This is a genomic window from Mesorhizobium sp. M6A.T.Cr.TU.016.01.1.1 (genome assembly GCF_003952585.1).
Lineage (GTDB): Bacteria > Pseudomonadota > Alphaproteobacteria > Rhizobiales > Rhizobiaceae > Mesorhizobium > Mesorhizobium mediterraneum.
In genome coordinates this window covers 6,270,422-6,293,443 of sequence record NZ_CP034452.1, presented here as the reverse complement: position 1 = coordinate 6,293,443, position 23,022 = coordinate 6,270,422, and the positions used below count along the sequence as shown (strand labels likewise).

The following is a 23,022-nucleotide window of genomic DNA, read 5'->3' as shown; positions in this document are numbered from 1 at the left end:
TCGTGCGCGGATTGAAAATTGCTGCAGCGTCCCTGCGCGTTCGTTCTGACGTGCCGGGCTGTAGCGGTTAGGCTCCGGGCCAGCTTGGCCCGAAGCCCCAGGGGACCTTGCTATTCGATCGGCTTCACCGTGTCCGAGGGCGGTTTCATATTGCCCCAGAAGGCCGGGTTATCGACATTTTCCTTGGTGATCGCAGCGCCGGGGATCTTGATGTTCGGCCCCCAGGCTTCTTTGGTCACGGTCGACTTCAGGCCGAGCACTTCGTACTCTCCCGGCTTGATCTCCTGTTTGTTGACGACCTTGTCCATGAACATGGCGACGGCGGCGGCCTGAGCGTAGAGCGGCTGCTCGACTTCGACATTGAGCCAGCCCTTGCGGATCAGGTCGAGGCCGACCGGCGCACCGTTCGAGCTCATCAGCATAACGTCGCCCGGTTTCTTGCCGGCGGCCTCGAGCGAGGCGACGGCAGCGACCGAGAGATGCGCGGCGTGGCTGAAGATCAGGTCGATATCCGGGTTGGCGAGCATCTGGTCGGCAACGATGGTGCCGGCGTTGCTGGCTTCCCATTGCATGGCCGGAACCGAGATGATCTTGACGTCCGGAAATGCCTTCATCTTCTCCTCGAAACCCTTCTGGATATCGAGCGTGTAGGGATCGCCAGGATCGCCGAGCACCTGGAGGATTTTCCCCTTCACCGAGCCGTTCTTCGCCTTCAAGAGCTTCTCGGCCTGGTCGGCGGCGACGTAGCCGATCTCGACCGTTCCCGCCACCGACGTGAAGTCGGACGGTGTCGAGGTGATCTGGCGGTCGAATTCGACCACCGGGATGCCGGCGGCGCGGGCGGCCTCGATGGACGGCTTCAACGCATTGAAATCGACGGCGGCGAGAATGATCGCCGACGGCTTGAGCGCGATGACGTCGTTCATCTGCGATTGCTGAGCGTCGGTCTTGTTATCGGCGTTCAGCGTTTTCATCTCGTAGCCGACCTGCTTCAGGAACAATTCCAGAGCGCTCACCGAGCCGGTCTGAAACTCGTCGAGTAGCGTCGGCACCATATAGTAGACGGTGCCCTTGGACTGGGCGAATGCCGGCGTGAGCGTGGCAAAGGCCAGTGCCAGGATACCGAAGACAGCAAGAAGTATTTTCTTCATGTCGTTCGCTCCTTTTGCGCCGGACCCCTCATTTTGTCCCTCAGCCAGCCGGTCCGGCACCGGCAAGCGTCTCTCCGGTGATCATGTTGATCACCGCGTCGGGACTTGTTTTGTTGCGCGCGACATCGCCCGCCACGACACCTTGCCGGATCACAACGATCCGGTCGGCGACCTGAAAGGCCTGCTGCATGATATGAGTAATGATGACGACGCCGATACCCTGGCTCGCCACCTGGCGGATCATGTCGAGACCGCGCCGCGTCTGCTCGACACCGAGTGCTGCGAACGGCTCGTCGAGAAGCACGAGCTTGCCGCCAAAATGCACGAATCGGTTGAGCTCGATAGCCTGTCGCTGACCGCCCGAGAGATGCTCGACATTGGTCCTGAGCGAGGGGATGCGCGTGCCGGCGCTGGCCAGCGCCTTCTTGACCACTTGCTCCATGGCGGGTTCGTCGAGCACGGGAACGCCAAGAAATTTCCTGGTGATCTCGCGGCCCATGAAGAAATTGGCGACCACGTCGACATTGGTGCAAAGCGAGAGGTCCTGGTAGACGGTCTCGATCCCCGCGGCCTTGGCCTCGGCGGGAGATTTGGCGAGGAATTCCTTTCCCTCGAACAGCATGCGGCCGGAGGTCGGCTCCAGCCCGCCGGCGATGATCTTGACCAGTGTCGATTTGCCGGCGCCGTTGTCGCCCAGAAGCGCCACCACCTCGCCCTTGCCGATCGAGAAGCTGATGCCCTTGAGCGCTTCGATGGCGCCATAGTTCTTGGTGACGTTGTCGAGCACCAGCAGGGGTTCGCTCATGCCAGGCTGAGTTCCGATCATGCCAGGCTGAGCTCCGCTCATGCCGCGATCCCCTTGCTTTGCAGGATGTCTCGCCCGCGTTCGCGCTCGGCGGTGAATATCTGGCCGAAGCGCGGCGAAAGCACTCCTGAAACTGCAAGTGCTGCGGCCCCGCGCAACACCGCATGCTGGCCGCCGCGTGCGACGGTGACACGGGGCGTCGTGCGGTCTCCTCGCGCCGAGACCGAGTTGGGAAGGTTCGCAACCGAACCGGCCAGCCGTTCAAGCAAATCGGTGGACGCCAGTCCGCCGAGGATGATGGTTTCGGGATCGAACAGGTTCTCGATGATGGTGATGGCGTTGCGGAAGATCGGCCCGACTTCATGAACCCAATCGGCGTCGCTGATGTTCCGGCGCCGCAGCGCCTCGAGCGAGAGGTATCGTTCGAGGCAGCCGCGATTGCCGCAGGGGCACGGCTCGCCAACCGGCACGACAGGGATGTGTCCGATTTCGCCGGCATTTCCCCAGGCGCCGCGCAAGGCGCTTCCGTCATGCACCATGACGCCGCCAAGACCGACACCGAAATAGAGATAGTAGTATTCGGAATATCCCGCTCCGAGGCCGTACAGGCGCTCGCCCATTGCCGCGGCCGCCATGTCGGTCTCGAAAAACGCGGGCAGGCCGGTCGAGGCCTCCAGCCGTTCCCGAAGCGCCACGTCCTTCCAGCCGGTCATCGTCGTCGGGCCGATAAAGCTCATCGATTCGACGCCGAAAGGGCCGGGCAGCGCCATGCCGATGCCGAGAACGCGACCGCCAGGCCGCAATCCGGTCAATTCAAGCACCATCGCGCCGATCAGATCGAAGGCATGGTCGGGCGTTGCGCTGGGAGCCTCGCGGTAGGTGCTCTCGATCACGTCACCGCTCAAATTGATCAGCGCCGCATTGATGCCGAGGGGCGTGACGTGGATGCCGACGGCGTAGCCGCCCTCCGGGTTGATCCGCAGGGTCGCCGGAGGCAGCCCGCGCCCCCGCGGCTCTTCGCGCATGGACAGAACGTAGCCATGTTCTTCCAACTCGCGAACGATGGTCGACACCGTTTGCACGGTGAGCCCGACCCGCCGAGCAATGTCGCCGCGGGCGATCGGGCCGTGGAGGCGGATGGATTCGAGGACGATGCGCCTGTTGTAAGGCCGCCCGAATTCCTGATTGGTCCCCCGCAGTGCCATGTCTTGCGCCCTTAGGAAACATAAGGTTCGCACCGAATATTTATTCAGTCAAATGGAATTCAAAAATAATTTTGCGCGCGATCCCGGTTATGTAGCGTTCCTTAGTGCCCCCCTCTGTCCTGCCGGACATCCTCCCCACAAGGAGGGAGATTGGCAGCTTCGGCGCGGTGCTCATTCATGAAACGTTGGAGACTGGCGGAAGCCGGGACGACCGCCGATCTCCCCCCATGTGGGGGAGATGCCAATTTTTGACAAAGAGGGCAGGACAGAGGGGGTGCTGTCCCGCCAGCCCCAAAAAGCAGGTACAACCTATAGGCTGCAACTAATGCCAGGGAATTAGATCAGAGATACTGCGCGACCTTCTTGCCGACCCTCAGAAAGCGCAGCGGGTCGATGGCTTCGCCATTGTGGCGGATCTCGTAGTGCAGATGCGGGCCGGTCGAGCGGCCGCTGCTGCCGGTCTTGCCGATGACGTCGCCGGCGTTGAGCCTCTCGCCGACGGTCACGCTGATTTTGCTGAGATGCCCATAGCGCGTCGCAAAGCCATTGCCATGGTCGACCTCGACCATGCGGCCATAGCCGCCGTTCCAGCCGGCCTTGACGACGACACCGGGCGCCGTGACCTTGGCGGGCATTCCGGTCGGCGCCCTGAAATCCATCCCCGAATGCAGCGCGGCGGTGCCGAGGAGCGGGTCGGTGCGCACGCCGAACGGGCTGGTGACCGAACGGCCGGGGGCAGGATTGGCGAGCGGCAGCCGTCTCGCCTCCGTCTTCAGGCGGTCGAGCGCGTCCAGCGCCTCGTCAAGTTCTTTGACCTTGCTGTCGAACATCATCGAACTGTCGAGCGGTATCAGCGGACCGCCGGCATCGCTCTTGCCGAAATCGCTGTCGACCGGCAGGCCAGCCGCCTCGAGCGCCTGTGAAATCGCATCGGCGTTTCTGTAGGCGTTGTCGGCAAGCGCGGTGATGCGGGTGAGCTGCTGGCTCTCTATGGCCTTGAGCGACTCGTTGATCGACACGAACAGTCTGTCGGCACGATCGGCCGCCGTGTCGCTCGGCAGCGGATCGGAGCGGGTCGACCACAAGGAGAACGGCCTGGTATCGCCGCCGCCAAGACTGGCGCCGACGCTGGCAACCGAATAGGCCTGCGGCTGTGCGTCGGTCACGTCGGCGCGTTTGTCCGGCTTTGCGGACGCAGGTGGCGCTCCGACGTCGCTCTCGGTGCGTTCGAGGATCGGGCCGAGGCGGCCATGGCGCAGGCTGAGCTGGGTCTGTCGTTCCAGCAGTTCGCCAACCTTGGTTTCCATGAGCTGCTGGTCGAGAAGCTGGCGGCTGGTGATCCGGTCGACCTGGGCGCGTAGCGCGGAGATGCGGTCCTCATAGGCCTGCTGCATGCGCGCCTGCCGCGCCGTGGTCGCGCCGATCAGGTCGTCGCGCAGCACGAGGTAGGAGGTCGCCAGCAGATAGCCTATGGCCATCGCTGCCAGCGCGGAGCCGCAAAATGCGGCAACCCATGGCCGTATGGTAAAATGCCTTATCTCGTTGCCCCGGGCGATAATGACCGTGTGGGGCTCCTTGCGCCTGCCAAAGACCGTTGACTGACTGGCTACGTTCACGGGACCAAGCTTTCGTTACGACACCAAACGACAAGCCTGATTACACATCATTAAGGTTAACGGTCGGTTGCTTGCGCGCAACTCCCTTACCGTTGGTTGCGTCGAATTTTTGGCGGCTCATGCTTCATTTGGGGCTTTCAAGGCCGCCATTGGCTCACCGTCAAAGCGCCCGCACCGCCTCCAGCACCGCCTCGGCGTGGCCCTTGACGCGAACGTTCCGCCAGATCCTGGCAATTCGTCCGTCGCTGCCGATCAGGAACGTTGCACGCTCGACGCCCATATAGCGGCGGCCATAAAGCTTCTTCTCGACCCACAGATGATAGGCTTCGATCACCTTGCGCTCCTCGTCGGCGACAAGATCGACGGCAAGGCCGTATTTCGATTTGAATTTGTCGTGTTTTCGGACGCTGTCCGGCGAAAGGCCGATCACGACGGCACCGAGCTTTTCGAATTCCGGCTTCAACTGCGAAAAGCCGATCGCCTCATTGGTGCAGCCCGTGGTGTCATCCTGCGGATAGAAGTAAAGCACGACCGGCTTTCCCAGCAATGCCGCAAGGCTGAGTGACCCGCCGCCGTCTCGGGGAAGTTCGAATTGCGGCGCAAGCTCGCCGACGTCGAGATCAGCCATATCGATGCCCTTGTTTGTGGTTACGCGCCAAGCCGCATCGATATAATGTCAAACCGGGATTCGTCCACCGGTCGAGTTCGTTCAACGGAAAATTGCGTGGATCAGGAGCAGCCGCAGCACGAGAAGATCAGATTCAGGCGTGATGAGATCACCGACCTGGAGACTTTCCCGTCCGCGTGCCGCGTGCCGCCGCTCGGCCAAGCGTCGATCGGCCGCGGCGTTCGTGTTCTTGCGCGGCTGTTTGCCGGCCTTGTGGCCCTCGTGCTGCTGGCCGCTGTCGCTGTGTATGCGATCGGCATTTCCGGTTTCGGCACCGAGCGGCTGCGGACCGAGGCGGAAATAGCCATCGAGAAATTGGCCGGCGTCGACGTCGATGTTGCGGTCGGACCGGCCCGTCTCACGCTCGACGGATCGAGCTTCATCGCGCTGCAGGTCAGCGACGTCAGCCTCAAGACCGCCGACGGCAAGCCGATGGCCGATGCCGGACGGGTCCGCTTCGGCATAAGGCTGATACCGCTGCTTTCCGGCGAGGTGCGGCTCACCAGCGCCAGGATTTCCGACGCGCGCATCATGATGGCGGCGATCCCGACTGCTGGCGACTGGACGGCGGCGCTGCGCAATGACGACGGCCTCATCGATCCGGAAAGACTATCCGATGCGGTCTTTGCCAACCTCAACCGCGCGCTCGACACGGTGCAGGTGGATTCGATGCGCCAGATCGACCTCAGCAATGTCGACCTCGTTCTGCCTGAGGCCGGCGCGGTCAAACTGGTCCGGATCACCGACGCCACCGTTGCGCAGTCGGGGCCGGGCGGCATGGAGTTTTCATCCGACGCGGATGTCGACGGCAGGGCACTCACCGTCGCTGCCACAGCCACCCGCGATACGACGACGCGGCTCGTGACGGCATTGGATGCGAGCGTCGAGATGGCGGAGGCCGGCAAGGCCGCGGCAGCGCCAGGCGGGAAGCTGGGCGCGATTGCCTTGAAGTTGGCGGGATCGGAAGGATCCGGCGAGAACGCGTCGCGGCTGACGGCCTCGTTGTCGCTCGCCGGCTCCGTGCTCGATCTCGGCCCGCGTGCGGGGATGCTTCCAGCCGATGTCGATCTCGACGCGACACTTGTCGCCGGCGCCAACAAGGTCCAAGTGGACAGGCTGCAGGTGAAGACCGGTCGCTCGACATTCGATTTCGCCGGTTCGGTCGGGCCGAAGCCGACGACTGGAACAGCGGGCGAGGAGCCGTCCTATCGCTACGACCTGACCAGCGACCGTTCGATACTGGCACCCTCGGAATCATCCGAACCCGCGCTCAATTTCATCGCCCGCGTCGCCGGCGTCTACCAGACCAGGAGCCATAAGCTCGTGGCCGAGCAGATCGGGATCAGGTCCGGGGGAGCCAGCGAGGCGCTGGGCACGGCGTCGGTCGAGTTCGTTGAGGCAAAGGTGCCGGGCATATCCGTTGCCTTCAACGTCCACGACATGCCGGTCTCGCATGTCAAGCAGTTGTGGCCCTGGTTTTCCGCGCGAAACGCCCGCCTTTGGGTGCTGAAGAACCTATTCGGCGGCCGCGTCGTTGACGCCAGCCTGCAGTTCCAGGTTGTGCCGGGGCGCCTGGGCAACGGGATTCCGCTATCTGCCGATGAAGTGTTCGGCCGTTTCCAGATCGAAGGGGCGCGCTTCGATACGGCCGGTCACATTCCGCCTATACGCGATGCCGTCGGCGTTGTTGAATTTCACGGCAACGACGTCGACGTCAGGCTCTCCTCGGGCAACGTCTATATGGTCAGCGGCCGCACGGTGGCGGCGAGCAACGGCACGATGACGGTCAAGGCGGCAAACCGCCCGCCGGTGATTGGCGCGCTCGACATCGACGTCGCCGGCGAGGCGTCTGCAATCGCCGAGCTCGCCTCCTATGAGCCGATCAACGCCATGCGCCATGTCGGCCTGCTGCCGGACGACCTGTCCGGCACGGTGACCGGCCACGTGAGAGCGGACATTCCGTTGCAGTCCGGCGTCGACACCTCGAAGCTCGATTGGCTGGTGGCGCTCGACTACAAGGACCTCTCGCTGGCCAAGCCGTTCGAAGGCCAGGCGGTGACGGAGGCCAACGGCTCGATCACTGTCGAGCCCAATCGGGCCGTGATCTCCGCCAAGGCGCTGCTGAACGGCATTCCAGCCGAGCTCGAACTGATCGAGCCGCTCAACAATGCCGGACCGCCACGCAGCCGGAAAGTGGCGCTGGTGCTCGACGACAAGATGCGCGCAACCGCCATGCCTGGCCTGTCGGCGCTGCTTTCCGGAACCATCAAGGTTGCGATCGACAAGAGCGGCGGCAGCAACCAGACTGTTTCGGCGGACCTGACCAACGCCAGGCTGGACATTCCGTGGGCAGGCTGGAGCAAGGGACCCGGCATTCCAGCCAAGGTCACATTTGCCATGACCAAGTCCGGCGACACCACGACGCTGTCCGACTTCGACCTGGATGGAAAGACTTTTTCGATCGACGGCGGCGTGGTGCTGGTCAACGGCGCCCTGTCCTCGGCGCGGTTCAGCAAGGTCACGTTGAACCGGGGAGACGACGTTGCCGTGTCGGTGAAACGATCGGGCAAGGGCTACGCTATCGACATCAGCGGCAACGCGCTGGACGCGCGCTCGCTGATCAAGCAATTCACGTCCGATGTCGACACCGCCACCAAGGCCACGGGTTCCGACGCAATTTCCGTCAGCGCCGATGTCAATTCCCTGACCGGCTTCCACAACGAGACACTGTCGAACCTGAAGCTCGACTACAGCGCCGCCGGCTCCAGGGTGAACGGGCTCAGGGTGAGCGCCACGGCAAGTTCGGGTGCTGCTATAAGCATCAGCAATACGACCGGCGCCGGCAGGCGCGCCCTCAACATGACGTCGGCCGATGCCGGCGCCATCCTGCGGTTCCTCAACATCTACGAGCATATGGAGGGCGGTTCGATCACGCTGGCGCTCGCTGGGGCAAGCGATGGGCCGATGAAGGGCCAGGTCGATTCGAGCAACTTCTTCGTGGTCAACGAGCCGAAACTCGCCTCGCTCGTATCGACGACGCCGGCGGGCGACAGCCGCAGCCTCAATGAAGCCGTCAAAGCCAATATCGACACGTCGAGAGTGAAGTTCGAGCGCGGCTTTTCCGAGATCGAGAAGGGCGCCGGCTATCTCAAGCTGGCCAATGGCGTGCTGCGCGGTCCACGCATCGGCACCACCTTCCAGGGCACACTCTACGACCGGAACAACAACATGGACATGACCGGCACGTTCATGCCGGTCTATGGTCTCAACCGCATCTTCGGCGAACTGCCGCTCTTCGGCGCACTGCTCGGCAATGGCCGCGATCGCGGGCTGATCGGCGTGACCTACCGGCTCAGGGGCGATGCCAACAAGCCGAAACTGGACGTCAATCCGCTGTCGGTGATCGCTCCCGGAATTTTCAGGTCGATCTTCGAGTATCGATGAGGTCAAAACCCAATCACTTCAAGCGACCGAGTCTTGACCCTAAGTGGACTCTAGCTCGCCCCGGCCGGATAGACGACGGTTTCCGCGCACGTAAGGAATGGCAGCTTTGCGCCCAATGTCGGCCGTCGAGGCCAGCTTTGCCACTTTCCGTAAGCAGACATTGCCGGCATACATATTGAGGTCGCGGTTTCCTTCCCTGGAGGCTTTCCGACGCCGGCCCCCTGCCGGAGGACAGGCTTTCGCTTGGGCCGGCATCCGAAACCCTACACATGACCGGACGTTCCCGGCACCTCTCCAAAGCGGGCGTTCGCGCTAGCGGGAGTTGCCCCAAGGGGTAGTCCAACTTCTGGCGGTCCCACAGCCTAGCCCTGGACGGTCTTACTCCGCCCGCACACTCGGCACCTATCGCCGTGGTCATCGGCTCGCACTGACTTGCGTCAATAGACGGGGCAGCCGCGCTCGCGGCCGAAAGTCAGATAGACGCGCTCACCATCGCGCGACCGACCGCGCACTTCGATGGTGCGACGACCCGCCGAGACGATGCGTGCCCGTCGGACACCTATCCGCTCGGCCTTGTCGAGCGCTTGGCCTTCCGTGCAGCCGCGACGAACGACCCGCTGCTCGACATAACGATCTTCGTAGCAGTCATCGTCTTCGTAAGGATCGCAACGTTCGCGCGTGCGCAGTTGCGGGCCATCGCGGCCGATGCTGAACTCGAATTCTTGTGCCGCGGTGGAGCCGGTAATCAGCGGCAAGCCCGAAATGCCCATTGCCAAGGCAAGGACCGTATTGATCAGGAAATTGCGCATAGTCGGTCCTCCGTTTAACACCACAACGATTTGGGAGGGCTTGGGTTTCAGCAGACCACGTAGTTTCTTTGGGGCATGGGGATAATCTGGAACCGTCTATCGGCAGCGGTTCCAGATTTCGATAGCAAAGTGCGACACGCAGCTCGGCCTGCGCTGAGCAAGGGCGGCGCTTACAGACCAGCTAGCTGATTGATCTTCGCTGCCATGATGAAATCGTTCTCGTGCAGGCCTCTGATCTTATGGGTCTGCAGCGAGATTTCCGCGTAGCCCCAGCCGAAGCAGATTTCCGGATGGTGCCCTTCCTCTTCCGCCAACCGGCCGACCCCGTCGACGAAGGTGAGTGCTTCCCGGAAATCCGCAAACTTAAATTTGCGGCGTATCAGGTGTCCGGCCTCCAGAAGATTCCAGCCGGGCGTCTGGGAAAGATATCCGCTGGCTTCCTTCTCGGTCAGCGGCGGTATGCCGCCGCGGCAAGGTGTACAGGTTTTCTGGGCAATGCTCTCTGCCATGACGATCTCCCCTTCTTGTTCCAAGTGGAGCGACCACTGTTTACCGCACTCGATATTTGCTCGCATAGTGCTTACGGAGAAACTTGCGAATCTGATCGGCAAGGCGCTTGTTGTCCGTCTCCCTCGGCCGATCGCGGCGCTTTTGTCGACTCGGTCGATCGGTACCCCGGCTCCGTTTCGGGTGTTTGTTCATCTCAGATCATCAGCGGCAACGGGGCCGTCTTCCGTTCAGAGACGATCTCGACCGGGTTCCGATCGCGAGCCCGAACCGAGGACGCTCTCTGACCACCAGCGCCGGCGACTGGCTGTATCGCCCGGTCAGGCCGGCCAGCAGACCTACCCCATCGATCGCTTCATCGACGGATTTGCGAAAATCCATTCCCACACAACCGTTATGGCGCAGGTATTGTGAACGGCAAGCTCAAGCCCGAACAGAACCGGTTTGCGCCGCCGATCCTAGCCGCCGGATTAGTCAGTAGACGGCGAACTCGCGCCCCATGTCGGCCGTTGAGGTGATGTTTGCTGCGGCCCGATGCAGACGTTGCGACCACCCTGAACATCGCCGTTGCGCCAACACCTGACATTGCTCGTAGATACAGGAAGGTCGCGATCAAGCCCACGCAGGCCCTCAGCAGGAAGTGCCACCTAAAGGTTCTGATTTCTGGCGAACCGCTCTATCGGTGGAAAAAAAACGTCGAGAGTCGGGCTACCGATCTTCCTCGCTGCGAATGGGGGACGAATCGATCGACCGTCGGTGACCTAGTATTTTTAGCTTTATTCTGCCTATGGTTCGTGTCTCAACTTAGTGGGCAGCGGTGCGACCGAGGGCTAGAACCTGCACATGCGGGAATCACACGGCCAACTCGAAGCTAGGATTGAGCTTCTCACGTTCGAGCTCAACGAAGCCCTCGAACGCGAGACGGCGACCGGCGAGCTGCTTCGCGTCATCGCCTCGTCGCCGACCGATATCAAGCCGGTCCTCGACGCTGTGGCGGCGAGCGCCGCCCGTCTTTGCGACGCCTACGACGTGATCATCCGGCTCAAGAAGGACAATATGCTCCATCTCGGTGCGCATTCGGGCCCGATTGCGGTCGACGAGGCGCCGTGGCCGCTGGAGCGCGACCGGGTAATGGCGCGATCGGTGATCGATGCGAGGACCGTGCAGGTCGAAGACCTATCCGAAGCCGGGGCCGAATTCGCGGCAGGCCGGGAAATGGCCATTCAGTACGGCTTTCGCACCATTCTGGCGACACCTCTCGTGGGCGATGGAAGAGCGATCGGTGCGATTAGCCTGCGGCGAAGAGAGGTGAGACCGTTCAGCGACAGGCAGATTGAGCTTCTGAAGACCTTCGCCGACCAGGCCGTGATGGCCATCTCGAACGTGCGGCTGTTCGAAGAAGTGCAGGCGCGGACGGCCGAACTCAGCGAAGCGCTGGCTCAGCAGACCGCGACGGCCGACGTGCTCAAGGTAATCAGCCGGTCGGCCTTCGACCTTGAACCCGTACTGCAGACGCTACTCGATTCGGCGATCCGCCTGGCCGGCGGTGATATGGGCGCGATCTCACTGCGCGATGGCGATTGGCTACGGGTCATGACCGGGACCGGTTGGACCGATGAACTTCGCGCTTATGAGAAGAGCCATCCACACCCGATCGGGCGTGGGACATTTCAAGGTCGAGCCGCCCTCGAAGGGGCAACCGTTCATGTGCCCGACGTGTCCAAGGATATGGAATACAAAAGGCCGGAAGCGGCTACCATGGGCGATTTCCGCGCGGCCCTTTCGGTCCCCCTCAAGCGAGGCCAAGAGGTGATCGGTGTCTTCGGCATGGCGAGACGAACCGTGGGGCCGTTCTCACAACGCCAGATCGAACTTGTGGAGAGTTTCGCCGACCAGGCGGTCATCGCGATCGAGAACGTGCGCCTGTTCGACGAGGTGCAGGCGCGCAATCGCGAAGTGACCGAGGCCCTGGAGCGCGAGACCGCGACGGGCTCCATCCTGCGCGTCATCGCGGCGTCGCCCACCGACATCCAACCGGTTCTCGACGCCGTCGCTGAAAGCGCCGCGCGTCTCTGCGATGCCCATGACGCGACAATCTATCTGCGGCAGGGCGATCGTTTGGCGGTCGGGGCGCATCATGGGCCAATTCCGGTCGACGACGCCGGGCTGCCTGTCGCCCGTGACGTGGTCACCGGTCGCGCGGTGCTCGACCGGGCACCGGTCCATGTTCATGACCTGACCGAGGCGGGTGTAGACTTTGCGACTGGTAGGGCAATGGCCCACCGGCTCGGCTTCCGCACCATCCTTGCGATCCCACTGCTGCGTGACGGGGAGGCGGTCGGAGCGCTGATGATCCGGCGCATCGAGATGCGGCCCTTCACCGACAAGCAGATCGCGCTGCTCAAGACTTTCGCAGACCAGGCCGTCATCGCCATTTCCAACGTCCGGCTGTTCGAGGAGGTTCAGGCGCGGACGAGGGATCTGCAGGAAAGCCTGGAATACCAGACCGCCACTTCCGACGTGCTCGGCGTGATCAGCCGCTCGCCGGCGCAGGCGCAGCCGGTCCTCGACACCATCGTAACGACCGCCGGCCACCTCTGCGAGGCGGACTATGCCTATGTCTACATGCGCAAGGATGACGGGAAATATCATCTGGTGGCGGCGCACCCGGCGGACGCCGCGCAGATCGACTACTGGCGCGCCAATCCGGTCAGCCTCGACCGCGGCACGACCACCGGACGCACGGCATTGGAGCGGCGAACGGTGCATATCCCGGACGCGACCGCCGACCCGGCCTATACGCGCTCGGAATGGATCAAGCTGAGCGACGCGCGCACCTTTCTTGGCGTACCGCTGTTGCGCGATGGCGATCCGATCGGCGTCATCGCGGCGGCGCGCAGGCGCACGGTGCCCTTCTCGGACCGCCAGATCGAACTGATCACGACCTTCGCCGACCAGGCGGTGATCGCGATCGAGAACGCCAGGCTGTTCGAAGAGGTGCAGGCGCGGACGGCCGAACTGACCGAAGCGCTTGCTCAGCAGACCGCGACGGCGGACGTGCTCAAGGTTATCAGTGCCTCGACATTCGATCTCAAGGCGGTGCTTCAGACGCTGATAGAATCCGCGGTGAAGTTATGCGGGGCCGAACTGGGTGGCATATATATGCTCGACGGCGACGTTTACCGCATATCCGCTTCGCATGGGGACTCGCCTGAGTTGAGAGCCCATGAGGAAGCCCATCCCAATCGGGTTGGCCGGGATTCCTGGGTTGGTCGCGCCGCATTGGAAAGGGTGGTCGTTCATGTCCCCGACGTGACCCTAGACTTGGAGTATGGTACTCCAGATGTGCCAAAAATAGGAAAGTTCGCAGCTGGATTATCGGTGCCGTTGTTGCGCGAAGGGATCCCGATTGGTGTCTTCTCGATGGCGCGTGCAAAGCCAGGCCCGTTTTCCGAGCGCCAGATCGAACTCGTTCAGACTTTCGCCGACCAGGCCGTCATCGCGATCGAGAACGTCCGCCTGTTCGAGGAAGTGCAGCAGCGGACGCGGGAGGCCACCGAGGCGCTAGAGTACCAGACGGCGACCAGCGATGTGCTTGGCGTCATCAGCCGCTCGCCCACTGATGTGCAGCCGGTGTTCAACATGATCGCGCAAAGTGCCGCCCGTCTGTGCGAAGCGCAGTTCTGCTTTGTCTACAGATATGATGGCCAGCTTCTGCATTTCGTCGCGCATCACGGCATCACCGAAGAAAGCGTTGAGATCGTACGCAACACCTTTCCCGTGGCACCTACTCGCGGCAGTGCCGCCGAACGGGCGATTCTCTATCTTGAGGTGGCGCAGATCCCGGACCTCACCTTGGATAGTGAGTTCACGCATCGCGCCGCGGCGGCTTTCTCGGGCCTGCGCAGCGTTGTCGCCGTGCCGGTGCTGCGTGACGGCCTGCCCATCGGTTGCATAGCAGTCGGGCGTGCTGAGACGGGCTTTCTTGCCGCCAAGCAAGTCGAACTTCTGAAGACCTTCGCCGACCAGGCCGTGATCGCCATCGAGAATGTCCGCCTGTTTGATGAGGTCCAGGCGCGCACGGCGGAGCTCAGCGAGTCGCTCCAGCAGCAGACGGCGACCGCAGATGTGCTGAAAGTCATCAGCGCATCCGCCTTCGACCTGCAGACGGTGCTGGACACTCTCGTGGAATCGGCAGTCCGGCTGTGTCGCGCGGACAAGGGTTGCCTCGAACGAATTATCGATGGCAGGTTCGAATATGCGGCCATCACCGGATTTCCCCCGGGCTTCAGGGAGTATGGCGAAACGCACCAGACGGAACCCGGCCGCGGATCGGCTGTGGGGCGCGCTGCCGAAGAACTGCGCGTCATCCAGATCGAAGATGTCACCGTGGACCCCGAATATACACATTCGGCGATTGCCGCGGTCGGCGGCATGAGCACCGTCCTTGCAGTGCCGCTGCTTCGTGAAGGCGAACTCCTTGGCACCTTTGCCATGATCCGCACCGAGGTGCGGCCCTTTAACGAGAGGGAAATCGAACTGGTCAAAACCTTCGCCGACCAGGCGGTGATCGCCATCCAGAATGTGCGCCTGTTCGACGAGGTGCAGGCACGTACCGCAGATGTCAGCGAGGCGCTGAGGCAGCAGACGGCGACGGCGGATGTGCTGAAGGTGATCAGCCGCGCGGCTTTCGACCTGCCCACCGTGTTGAACGCTCTGGTCGAATCGGCCGCCAAGCTGTGCGGAGCAAGCTATGGCGGAATCTTCCTTCGTTACGGCAACATGCTGCGTGGCCGCGCCACTATCTCCGAAAGAAAAACCGATTGGATGATGGATCATCCGATCGCAATCGACCGCCGGTGGCTTTCGGGACGCGTAGCCCTCTCGGGTAGTATCGAGTACATACCCGACGTGGAGGAGGATGCGGATTTCAATCTGCAGGAATTCCGGGCAATCACCGACACAAGGGCGCTGATGGGTGTTCCGATGCTCAGAGAAGGCAAGGTCGAGGGCGTGTTCTTCCTCGGGAAGATGGAGCCGAATTCATTCACTTCGCGCCAAGGCGAACTTGTGCAGACGTTCGCCGACCAAGCCGTGATCGCGATCGAGAACGTCAGGCTGTTCGATCAGGTGCAGGCGCGCACTGAGGAACTGTCGTGCTCGCTGGACGACCTGCGCAAGGCCCAGGATCGGCTCGTGCAGACCGAAAAGCTCGCCTCGCTCGGCCAGCTGACCGCGGGTATAGCTCACGAGATCAAGAACCCGCTCAACTTCGTCAACAATTTTTCCTCGCTGTCCGGCGACCTGGTCGTGGAGTTGCGCGAGGCGCTGCAAGGCGCGGCGATTGACGACAAGATCCGCGCGGAGATCGATGAGTTGTCGGACATGCTGAAGGGCAATCTCGACAAGGTGGTACAGCACGGCAAGCGCGCTGACTCGATCGTCAGGAACATGCTGCTCCACTCGCGCTCGGGCTCGGGCGAGCACCGGCCGGTCGACATCAATGCCGTCGTGGAGGAGAGCTTGAACCTCGCCTATCATGGCGCCCGCGCCGAGGGGAAAGGCTTCAACATCATGTTGGAAAGGAATTTCGATCCAGGCGCCGGCGAGGTCGATCTCTTTCCGCAGGAGATCACCCGCGTGCTGTTGAACCTGATCTCCAACGGCTTTTACGCGACGACGAAACGGCGGGCGGCTGAAGGCGAAACGGGTTACGAGCCGGTGTTGGCGGCATCGACGAAAAGCCTGGGCGATGCGGTCGAGATCAGGATCCGCGACAACGGCACCGGCATCCCGCCGGAGGTGAAGGAAAAGATGTTCAACCCGTTCTTCACCACTAAGCCGGCGGGCGAGGGTACGGGGCTCGGCCTGTCCTTGAGCCACGACATCGTCGTGAAACAGCACGCAGGCACCATAGAGGTCGACACCGAGCCGGGCGCCTTCACCGAATTCCGCATCGTCTTGCCGCGCGGGGCCGCGACGCTCGCCAAAGCAGGAGGCAACGCTTGAGTCTGCTCATCCTGGTCGTGGACGACGAGCCTGATGTGGAGGTGCTGTTCAGACAGCAGTTCCGGCGCGATCTTAGGGTAGGACGCTTCGCCATGGCCTTCGCGCTTTCGGCGCCGCAGGCGCTCAACGTAATCGAGGCAGCGGAGAGCGCCTCGCTCATCCTCATCCTGTCGGATATCAACATGCCGGGCATGAGCGGCCTGGAGCTTCTGCCGAAAGCGAGGGCGTTGCGTCCCGATGTGCCCGTGATCATGATCACCGCCTATGGCGACGCAGAGACCAATAGGAAGGCGCTGGAAAACGGCGCCGAGGCCCTATTGACGAAGCCGCTCGATTTCGTCGCGCTACGCGGCGAGATCGACGTTCGCGTCGGGCTCGCGGCATGACGGCGCTGATCCTGGTCGTCGACGACGAGCCGGACCTGGAGCCGCTGGTCCTGCAGAAATTCCGCCACCAAATCCGCGACGGCGCCGTGAGCTTTATCTTCGCCCGCGACGGCGTCGAGGCGCTCGACCTGATCGCCGCCAATCCCGACATCGAAATGGTCGTTACCGACATCAACATGCCGCGCATGGACGGGCTGTCGCTTCTTGCGAAGCTCCAGGACGCCGAGGAGCGGCTGTCGACCATCATCTTGTCGGCCTATGGCGACATGGCCAACATCCGGACCGCAATGAACCGCGGGGCCTTCGATTTCCTGATGAAGCCGATCGATTTCGCCGACCTCGAGACGACTATCGCCAAGACGCTGAGGCACCTTTCCCTTCTGCGCGACGCGCGGGGCAGGCAGGTGGCGGCCGAGCGCGCGCACGCCTCGCTGTCGCGCTACTTCTCGCCCAACCTCGCCGAGCGGCTCGCCGGCGACGCTGGCGAGCTTGCCGGGCAGCGACGCGAGGTGGCGTCGCTCTTCACTGACATCGCCGGCTTCACTGCGCTGGCGGAAACGCTCGACCCGGCGGTACTGGGCGAACTCCTCAACGCGTACCTCGCCGGCATGACCGAAATCGTTTTCCACCACGAGGGCACGGTGGCCAAGATCGTCGGGGACGCACTGCATGTACTCTTCGGCGCGCCGGGCGAGCAGCCCGACCATGCCGCCCGCGCGGTCGCCAGCGCGCTTGACCTCGACGACTTTTCGGAAGACTTCCGCGCCGGCTGGCGCGCCAGGGGCGTGGCGCTCGGCCCCACCCGCATCGGCGTCCACGCCGGGCCGGCGATCGTCGGCAATTTCGGCGGCGCCCGCTTCTTCGACTACTCCGCCTATGGCGACACCATCAACATCGCGGCGCGGCTGGAAGCCGCCAACAAGCAGCTAGGCACCCGTATTTGCGTGAGCGAGAGCGTCGCGAGGCAAGTTGTGAATTTCCGAGGGCGGCCGGTGGGTGACCTCGTGTTGAGAGGACGAACGGAGTCGCTGCGCGCTTTCGAGCCACTGCGGCCTGAGCAATGCGACGACCTCGCGACAAAGGATTACCTCGCCGCCTTCGCCAAGCTGGAAGCCGGCGACCCTAGTGCGGTCACCTCGTTCGCTGCTGAAGTAGGCAGGCGCGCAGAGGACCAGCTTGCGAGCTTCCACTTGAAGCGATTGCTGAACGGCGCGACAGGTCCGCGGATCAACATGGATTGATCGAGCCTACGTTCAAATGTCCACTTCCGCTCACTTCGATCGCCTTGAGGCTCGTTCCGAAATTCTTCAATACATGAACGGCATCGGCGGGCGCGCCGATCGTGGCGATGGCGCACCTCGGGAACATCCTTGGCCATCGCCAGGGACTGCCGCACCCTCCGATCGAATAGCCTATCAGCTAGGACGGTGCTCGGTAATGATTACGCAGATAGTCGACGGTCGAACGGAGGTCGGCGACATTCGAGGAGAAATTCGTCGGGGCGAATTCGCCCTCGCTCGATCCCAAGCCCGTGAAGTCGAAGCGTAGGACAGCGACTCCTTCGCGAGCGAGCCCAATTGGTTGAGAAGCACCATCCGCTCGTCCATCCGGAGGACCGGGCAATCTATATCGAAGGACTTCGCAAAGCCGGCCTCGGATGAGGCGAAGCGTCAATCGCTGCCCATTCCGAATTAGCAGCGCTCGTTGAACGAGTGCCCCCGCCCTCTCTCTATCGCTTCTCGGGCCCTTTTCTTCCAGCCCGTCCGACTTGGGTGAGATTCGGCGGCCGCCTCATCCAGGCGAATATCTGCTTTTCCACCTTGGCTGCACAAAGCGGACTGGCAGCCTTCGGCCCCGAACAAGACGTTCGGTGCATCGCCCTGAAGCGTCCGCAAGTGGTGCTACCTGCTCGTTCCGATCGATGAGACGAATGGCAATATTCACCCATCTCGGCCATTCTCAGTAGCGACCTGATTAAGTTTTACCTAGGCCGTGATCCCGAACCGAAGGTCAGCGCAGCAAGAAACCGGTTTTTCGGAAAAGATCGTGGCTAACGGAGCCCCATCCGATTCTATCGGGGACGGATCAGGCTCTGGTCAGACCGGCCGCACCAGAACGTGTTTTTTCTTGCCGAGCGACAGCTTTACGACCTCTTCCGGGCCGAGATCCTGAAGCGTCACCACCTTGCGGTCGTCGGACACAGGCTGGTCGTTCAGCCGCACGGCGCCGCCCTGGATGTGTCGCCGCGCCTCGCCGTTGGACGCGGCAAGTCCGGCGGTGACGAACAGCGACAATATGCCGACGCCGCTTTCCAGATCGGGCCTGCCCACCTCGATGGTCGGCAGTGTGTCGGCGGTAACACCTTCCTCGAACGTTTTGCGCGCTGTCTCTTCCGCTTGCTCGGCGGCGGCACGGCCGTGCAGAAGCATGCAGACTTCAGTCGCCAGGATCTTCTTCGCCTCGTTGATTTCGGAGCCGCCAAGCCGTTCCAAACGTGCGACCTCGTCCAGAGGCAGCGTCGTATAGAGCTTGAGAAAGCGGCCGACATCGGCGTCCTCGGTGTTGCGCCAGTATTGCCAGAATTCGTATGGCGACAGCATTTCGGCATCGAGCCAGACGGCGCCTGAAGCCGACTTGCCCATCTTGGCGCCGGACGAGGTGGTGAGCAGGGGCGTGGTCAGCGCGTAAAGCTGCGCGCCCTCCATGCGATGGCCGAGATCGATGCCGTTGACGATGTTGCCCCACTGGTCGGAACCACCCATCTGCAGCCGGCAGCCGAGACGCTTGTAGAGTTCGACGAAGTCATAGGCCTGGAGGATCATGTAGTTGAATTCGAGGAACGACAGTGATTGCTCGCGCTCGAGCCTGAGCTTGACCGAATCGAAGGCCAGCATGCGGTTGACGGAGAAGTGCCGGCCGACATCGCGCAGGAAGTTGACGTAGTTGATTTCCATCAGCCAGTCGGCGTTGTTGACCATGATGGCGTCGTTCGGACCACCGCCGAATTCGAGGTAGGGCATGAAATTGCGGCGGATACCGGCAAGATTGTCCTCAATGTCCTGCGGCGTCAGAAGCTTGCGTGCCTCGTCCTTGAACGACGGATCGCCGATCATCGAGGTCCCGCCGCCCATCAGCGCGATCGGCCGGTGACCAGTCTGCTGCAGCCAGTGCAGCATCATGATCTGGATCAGCGACCCGGCATGCAGGCTCTTGGCGGTCGCATCGAAGCCGATATAAGCGCTCACCGTCTCCTTGGCGAAAAGCTGGTCGAGGCCGGCATCATCCGAAATCTGGTGGATGAAACCGCGCTCGCTCATTATGCGCAGGAAATCGGATTTGAAGGCGGACATCTTTTCTTTCCCGAAAGCGCCCAACCGAAGCGGATCGGGCGTGGTATGCGTGAAGGCGGGCGTTTAGCATCCAAGCGCGATCAGCAAAAGGGGAATCCGGTTTTGCGGCCCGCGCGGATGGCGTGCGGATGCTTGCTTCATCGTTTGGGCTGGCGTAATGAGGCGCCGCGCCAGCGGGTTCTTGCAGCACTTACCCCGCTGGAACGGCACCGCACGGCATCGAATCGAATGCCATATCCTGTGACAGAGCCCGACGCGATATGCCGGAGATATCCATCATCATTCCTTGCCGGAACGAGGCGGCGAACCTGCCGCTTCTGCTCGATGAGATCGGGGCGGCGATGGCCGGGCGCGACTTCGAGGTGATCGTCGTCAACGATGGCTCGACCGACGAAACCGCTTCGGTCCTTGCCCTCCAGGCAGTACTTCGGCCGTTTCCGCTTCGCCACCTCCGGCATGAGAAATCCGCCGGCCAGTCGCTCTCTGTGCGTTCGGGCGCATGGGCGGCCCGCGGCGATATCGTCGCTACGATCGACGGCGACGGCCAAAACGATCCCAAATACATTCCGGTGCTGGTCGACGCCCTGCGGCAGGCCGGTCCCGATTTCGGTGTTGCGCAAGGAGAGCGCCTGAAGCGCCGTGACAGCAAGATCAAACAACTGGCGTCCCGTTTTGCCAACTGGCTGAGAAAGGCCATCCTGCATGACGAGACCCGCGACACGGGCTGCGGCCTGAAGGCGATCCATACCGGTATCCTCAGGAAATTGCCGTTCTTCGACGGCACGCACCGCTTTGTTCCGGCGCTCGTCATCCAGGAGGGGTATCGCGTCGTGCATTGCGACGTCGTCGACCGCTCTCGCCGCCACGGTAAGTCGAATTACGGAATTTTCGATCGCGGCCTGCAAGGGGTGCTTGATCTCGCCGGTGTCTGGTGGCTGCGCCGTAGGCGCCGGAGAATGCCAAAAACAGAGGAAATCAGGCATGGCTAACGTGCTTCAGGAATTGGCGATCTGGCTTCACGAGGTCTTCGTCAAGCAATTCGATGCGTGGGTTCTGCTCGGCTTCGTCGCTCAGTTCTTTTTTTCGATGCGCTTCGTCGTGCAGTGGATCGCGTCGGAAAAAGCCAAGCGCAGCGTCGTGCCGATCGCTTTCTGGTTCTTTTCGCTGTTCGGCGGCAGCCTGCTGCTGATCTATGCCATCCAGCGGCAGGATCCGGTGTTCATCGCCGGTCAATCCATGGGCATGTTCATCTATGTTCGCAATCTCTGGCTGATTGCCAATGAGCGCAAGGCGGCGATGACGAAGGTCGACTGAGCGACGGGCCTCCGTAAGAAGCAAACCGAAGGGGCTGACGTGGCGAGCAGGAACTATCTTTTTCTCTTCCTGTTCAGCCTGCTGATGACGATTTCGGGACTGGCGGCCATGCCGCCGCTCGACCGCGATGAGCCGCGCTTCGTCCAGGCCACCAAACAGATGGCCGAGACCGGCGACTATGTCGACATTCGCTTCCAGGAACGCTCACGCTACCAGAAGCCGATCGGCATCTACTGGTTGCAATCGGCAGCCGTCGCGCTGAGCGGCGAGGGCGCCGAGGCGCCGATCTGGGTGTATCGACTGGTCTCGGCGCTGGGTATCGCCATTGCCGTTGTGGCGACGGCCTGGACAGGGGCCAATCTTTTCGGCGCCAACGCCGGTCTGGCCGCCGGCCTTGTCATGGCTGCGATCTTCGCGACGGCTTTCGAGGGGCGTGACGCCAAGACCGACGCGATGCTTTTGGCCTGCTGCGTGGCGGCGCAAGGCGCGCTGGCGCAGATCTATACGTCGTCGCGGCGGAACGAAGTCGTCGGCAGCCACCTGCCATGGATATTCTGGGTAGCCCAGGGTGCGGCAATCCTGATCAAAGGGCCGATCGCGCCGCTGCTGTCGGCGCTGACGGTCGCCGTGCTGTTCGCGTTCGAGCGGGACTGGCGCTGGCTGTCGAAGCTGAAGGCGGCTCGCGGTCTGGCTCTCGCTTTGCTGATCGTGCTGCCCTGGCTCGTCCTGATCACCTGGAAAAGCGGCGGTGCTTTCCTGCAGCAAGCCATCGGCAAGGATATGCTCGGCAAGGTGGCGCAGGGCGAGCAATCGCATGGCCTGCCGCCCGGCTTCTATGTCTTGACCTATTCGCTGTTCATGTGGCCTTTCGGCCTGATCGCGGTGGGTGCCGGGCTCCAGGCCCTCAATCGCCTGCGCGATGATCCCCGGCTCCGTTTCTGCCTCGCCTGGTACATTCCGTTCTGGCTGCTGTTCGAGCTGATCCCGACAAAACTGCCGCACTATGTCCTGCCGGCCTATCCCGGCATGGCGCTCATGGTCGGTTGGCTTTTGACATTGAAGCCGCAGGACGCGAACGCGCCGCTCCAGCGCTGGCAGACCTGGTTGTGGTGGGCGACTGCCTTTGGCCTCGCCCTGGTCACGACAGGCCTTGCCGTGCTCTGCATTGCCGCGCCGCTGTATTTTACCGGCACCTTCTCATGGTGGAGCATTCCGGCTGCCCTTGCTGCGCTCGGAGCCGGCTATCTCGGCTTCTCTCGCCAACTGCAAGTGCCGCTCGCTCGTATCGGGGCAATCGCGATTTGCGCCGGTATCACCTACGCTTTGCTGTTCGGTGTCATTGCGCCGTCGTTGAAGCCTATTTGGATGAGCCGCGAGATCGAGGCTGCGGTTCGCGCCAATCGACCCTGCGAGACGACGGTGCTTGCCTCGGCCGGGTATCACGAACCGAGCCTGGTATTTCTGGTGGGCACAAAAACGATATTGACCAATGTCGATGGTACTGCGCAACATCTGCTTGCCGATCGAGCCTGCGCGCTGGCGCTGGCACCGGTCGGCGAGGAAAAGCGGCTGGACGGCCTGCTGGCAGGGCAGGGCAGGTCGGCGAACCGCGTCGCCCGGATCGACGGCGTCAACTATTCATCGGGGGAGAAAATGTCGCTTGGTCTATACCGGATCATCAACTGACTTCAGTGGTTTGGCATGAGCATTGGTCGCAGATCTCTGGATCTTGAGTTGCTTCGAAAGCTGCCGGCTCGGT

15 protein-coding genes and 1 pseudogene are annotated in these 23,022 nt (G+C 62.4%); 7 read left to right on the top strand and 9 right to left on the bottom strand.

The features are described 5' to 3' along the window. Window positions 1-110: 110 nt before the first annotated feature. The 5 genes from EJ075_RS30505 to EJ075_RS30485 form a co-directional block, all read right to left on the bottom strand. The gene (locus tag EJ075_RS30505; RefSeq protein WP_095489616.1) at window positions 111-1,151 is read right to left on the bottom strand and encodes a sugar ABC transporter substrate-binding protein; all 1,041 of its coding nucleotides are present in this window, start codon (window positions 1,149-1,151) and stop codon (window positions 111-113) included. 40 nt (window positions 1,152-1,191) lie between these two features. Further along, the gene (locus EJ075_RS30500; RefSeq protein ID WP_126106848.1) at window positions 1,192-1,956 is read right to left on the bottom strand and encodes an ATP-binding cassette domain-containing protein; all 765 of its coding nucleotides are present in this window, start codon (window positions 1,954-1,956) and stop codon (window positions 1,192-1,194) included. 38 nt (window positions 1,957-1,994) lie between these two features. Continuing rightward, entirely contained in the window at window positions 1,995-3,161 is a 1,167-nt protein-coding gene (locus EJ075_RS30495; protein ID WP_126106847.1) for an ROK family transcriptional regulator, read from the bottom strand. Between the two features lie 341 nt (window positions 3,162-3,502). Then, a complete protein-coding gene (locus EJ075_RS30490; protein WP_126106846.1) occupies window positions 3,503-4,777 on the bottom strand; it encodes a M23 family metallopeptidase in 1,275 nt (424 codons plus the stop codon). Window positions 4,778-4,937: 160 nt separating this feature from the next. Beyond that, on the bottom strand, window positions 4,938-5,405 hold the full coding sequence (locus EJ075_RS30485) for a peroxiredoxin (protein WP_126106845.1): 468 nt from the start codon (window positions 5,403-5,405) through the stop codon (window positions 4,938-4,940). Window positions 5,406-5,501: 96 nt separating this feature from the next. Here EJ075_RS30485 and EJ075_RS30480 point away from each other — a divergent pair, with 96 nt between their 5' ends. Continuing rightward, window positions 5,502-8,888: a DUF3971 domain-containing protein gene (locus tag EJ075_RS30480; RefSeq protein WP_126106844.1), complete on the top strand. Its 3,387-nt coding sequence runs from the start codon at window positions 5,502-5,504 to the stop codon at window positions 8,886-8,888. A 437-nt stretch (window positions 8,889-9,325) separates the two neighbouring features. Here the strand turns inward: EJ075_RS30480 and EJ075_RS30475 are convergent, their stop codons facing one another. Both EJ075_RS30475 and EJ075_RS30470 read right to left on the bottom strand, forming a co-directional pair. Beyond that, complete coding sequence (locus EJ075_RS30475) at window positions 9,326-9,697, bottom strand: hypothetical protein (RefSeq protein ID WP_095489612.1); 372 nt, start codon at window positions 9,695-9,697, stop codon at window positions 9,326-9,328. A gap of 170 nt (window positions 9,698-9,867) precedes the next feature. Next, window positions 9,868-10,206 carry a 4a-hydroxytetrahydrobiopterin dehydratase gene (locus tag EJ075_RS30470; RefSeq protein WP_095489695.1) on the bottom strand — a complete coding sequence of 113 codons (339 nt, stop codon included), beginning with the start codon at window positions 10,204-10,206 and terminating at the stop codon, window positions 9,868-9,870. Window positions 10,207-11,047: 841 nt separating this feature from the next. Between EJ075_RS30470 and EJ075_RS30465 the strand changes: the two genes are divergently transcribed. The 3 genes from EJ075_RS30465 to EJ075_RS30455 are packed head-to-tail and all read left to right on the top strand — an operon-like array spanning window position 11,048 to window position 17,840. Beyond that, entirely contained in the window at window positions 11,048-16,213 is a 5,166-nt protein-coding gene (locus EJ075_RS30465) for a GAF domain-containing protein (RefSeq protein ID WP_126106843.1), read from the top strand. Beyond that, window positions 16,210-16,599 carry a response regulator gene (locus tag EJ075_RS30460; RefSeq protein WP_126106842.1) on the top strand — a complete coding sequence of 130 codons (390 nt, stop codon included), beginning with the start codon at window positions 16,210-16,212 and terminating at the stop codon, window positions 16,597-16,599. Before EJ075_RS30465 ends, EJ075_RS30460 begins: the two co-directional genes overlap by 4 nt. After that, complete coding sequence (locus EJ075_RS30455; RefSeq protein ID WP_095489609.1) at window positions 16,596-17,840, top strand: adenylate/guanylate cyclase domain-containing protein; 1,245 nt, start codon at window positions 16,596-16,598, stop codon at window positions 17,838-17,840. The genes EJ075_RS30460 and EJ075_RS30455 overlap by 4 nt, the downstream gene beginning before the upstream one ends. Before the next feature lie 7 nt (window positions 17,841-17,847). Here the strand turns inward: EJ075_RS30455 and EJ075_RS33890 are convergent. Together EJ075_RS33890 and tyrS are read right to left on the bottom strand one after the other, a co-directional pair. After that, window positions 17,848-18,177, bottom strand: a pseudogene (locus EJ075_RS33890) (alpha/beta fold hydrolase); the annotation flags it as partial. A 518-nt stretch (window positions 18,178-18,695) separates the two neighbouring features. Next, window positions 18,696-19,949, bottom strand: coding sequence for a tyrosine--tRNA ligase (gene tyrS / locus EJ075_RS30445; protein ID WP_126106841.1), 1,254 nt, complete (start codon window positions 19,947-19,949; stop codon window positions 18,696-18,698). Between the two features lie 260 nt (window positions 19,950-20,209). Between tyrS and EJ075_RS30440 the strand changes: the two genes are divergently transcribed. The 3 genes from EJ075_RS30440 to EJ075_RS30430 all read left to right on the top strand — a co-directional run bounded on the left by EJ075_RS30440 (window position 20,210) and on the right by EJ075_RS30430 (window position 22,949). Beyond that, the gene (locus EJ075_RS30440) at window positions 20,210-20,938 is read left to right on the top strand and encodes a glycosyltransferase family 2 protein (protein ID WP_126106840.1); all 729 of its coding nucleotides are present in this window, start codon (window positions 20,210-20,212) and stop codon (window positions 20,936-20,938) included. Further along, window positions 20,931-21,263 (top strand): lipid-A-disaccharide synthase N-terminal domain-containing protein, encoded by a 333-nt coding sequence (locus EJ075_RS30435; RefSeq protein ID WP_095489606.1) that lies wholly within the window; start codon window positions 20,931-20,933, stop codon window positions 21,261-21,263. Before EJ075_RS30440 ends, EJ075_RS30435 begins: the two co-directional genes overlap by 8 nt. An 84-nt stretch (window positions 21,264-21,347) precedes the next feature. Beyond that, entirely contained in the window at window positions 21,348-22,949 is a 1,602-nt protein-coding gene (locus EJ075_RS30430) for a glycosyltransferase family 39 protein (protein ID WP_126107516.1), read from the top strand. Window positions 22,950-23,022: the final 73 nt, after the last annotated feature.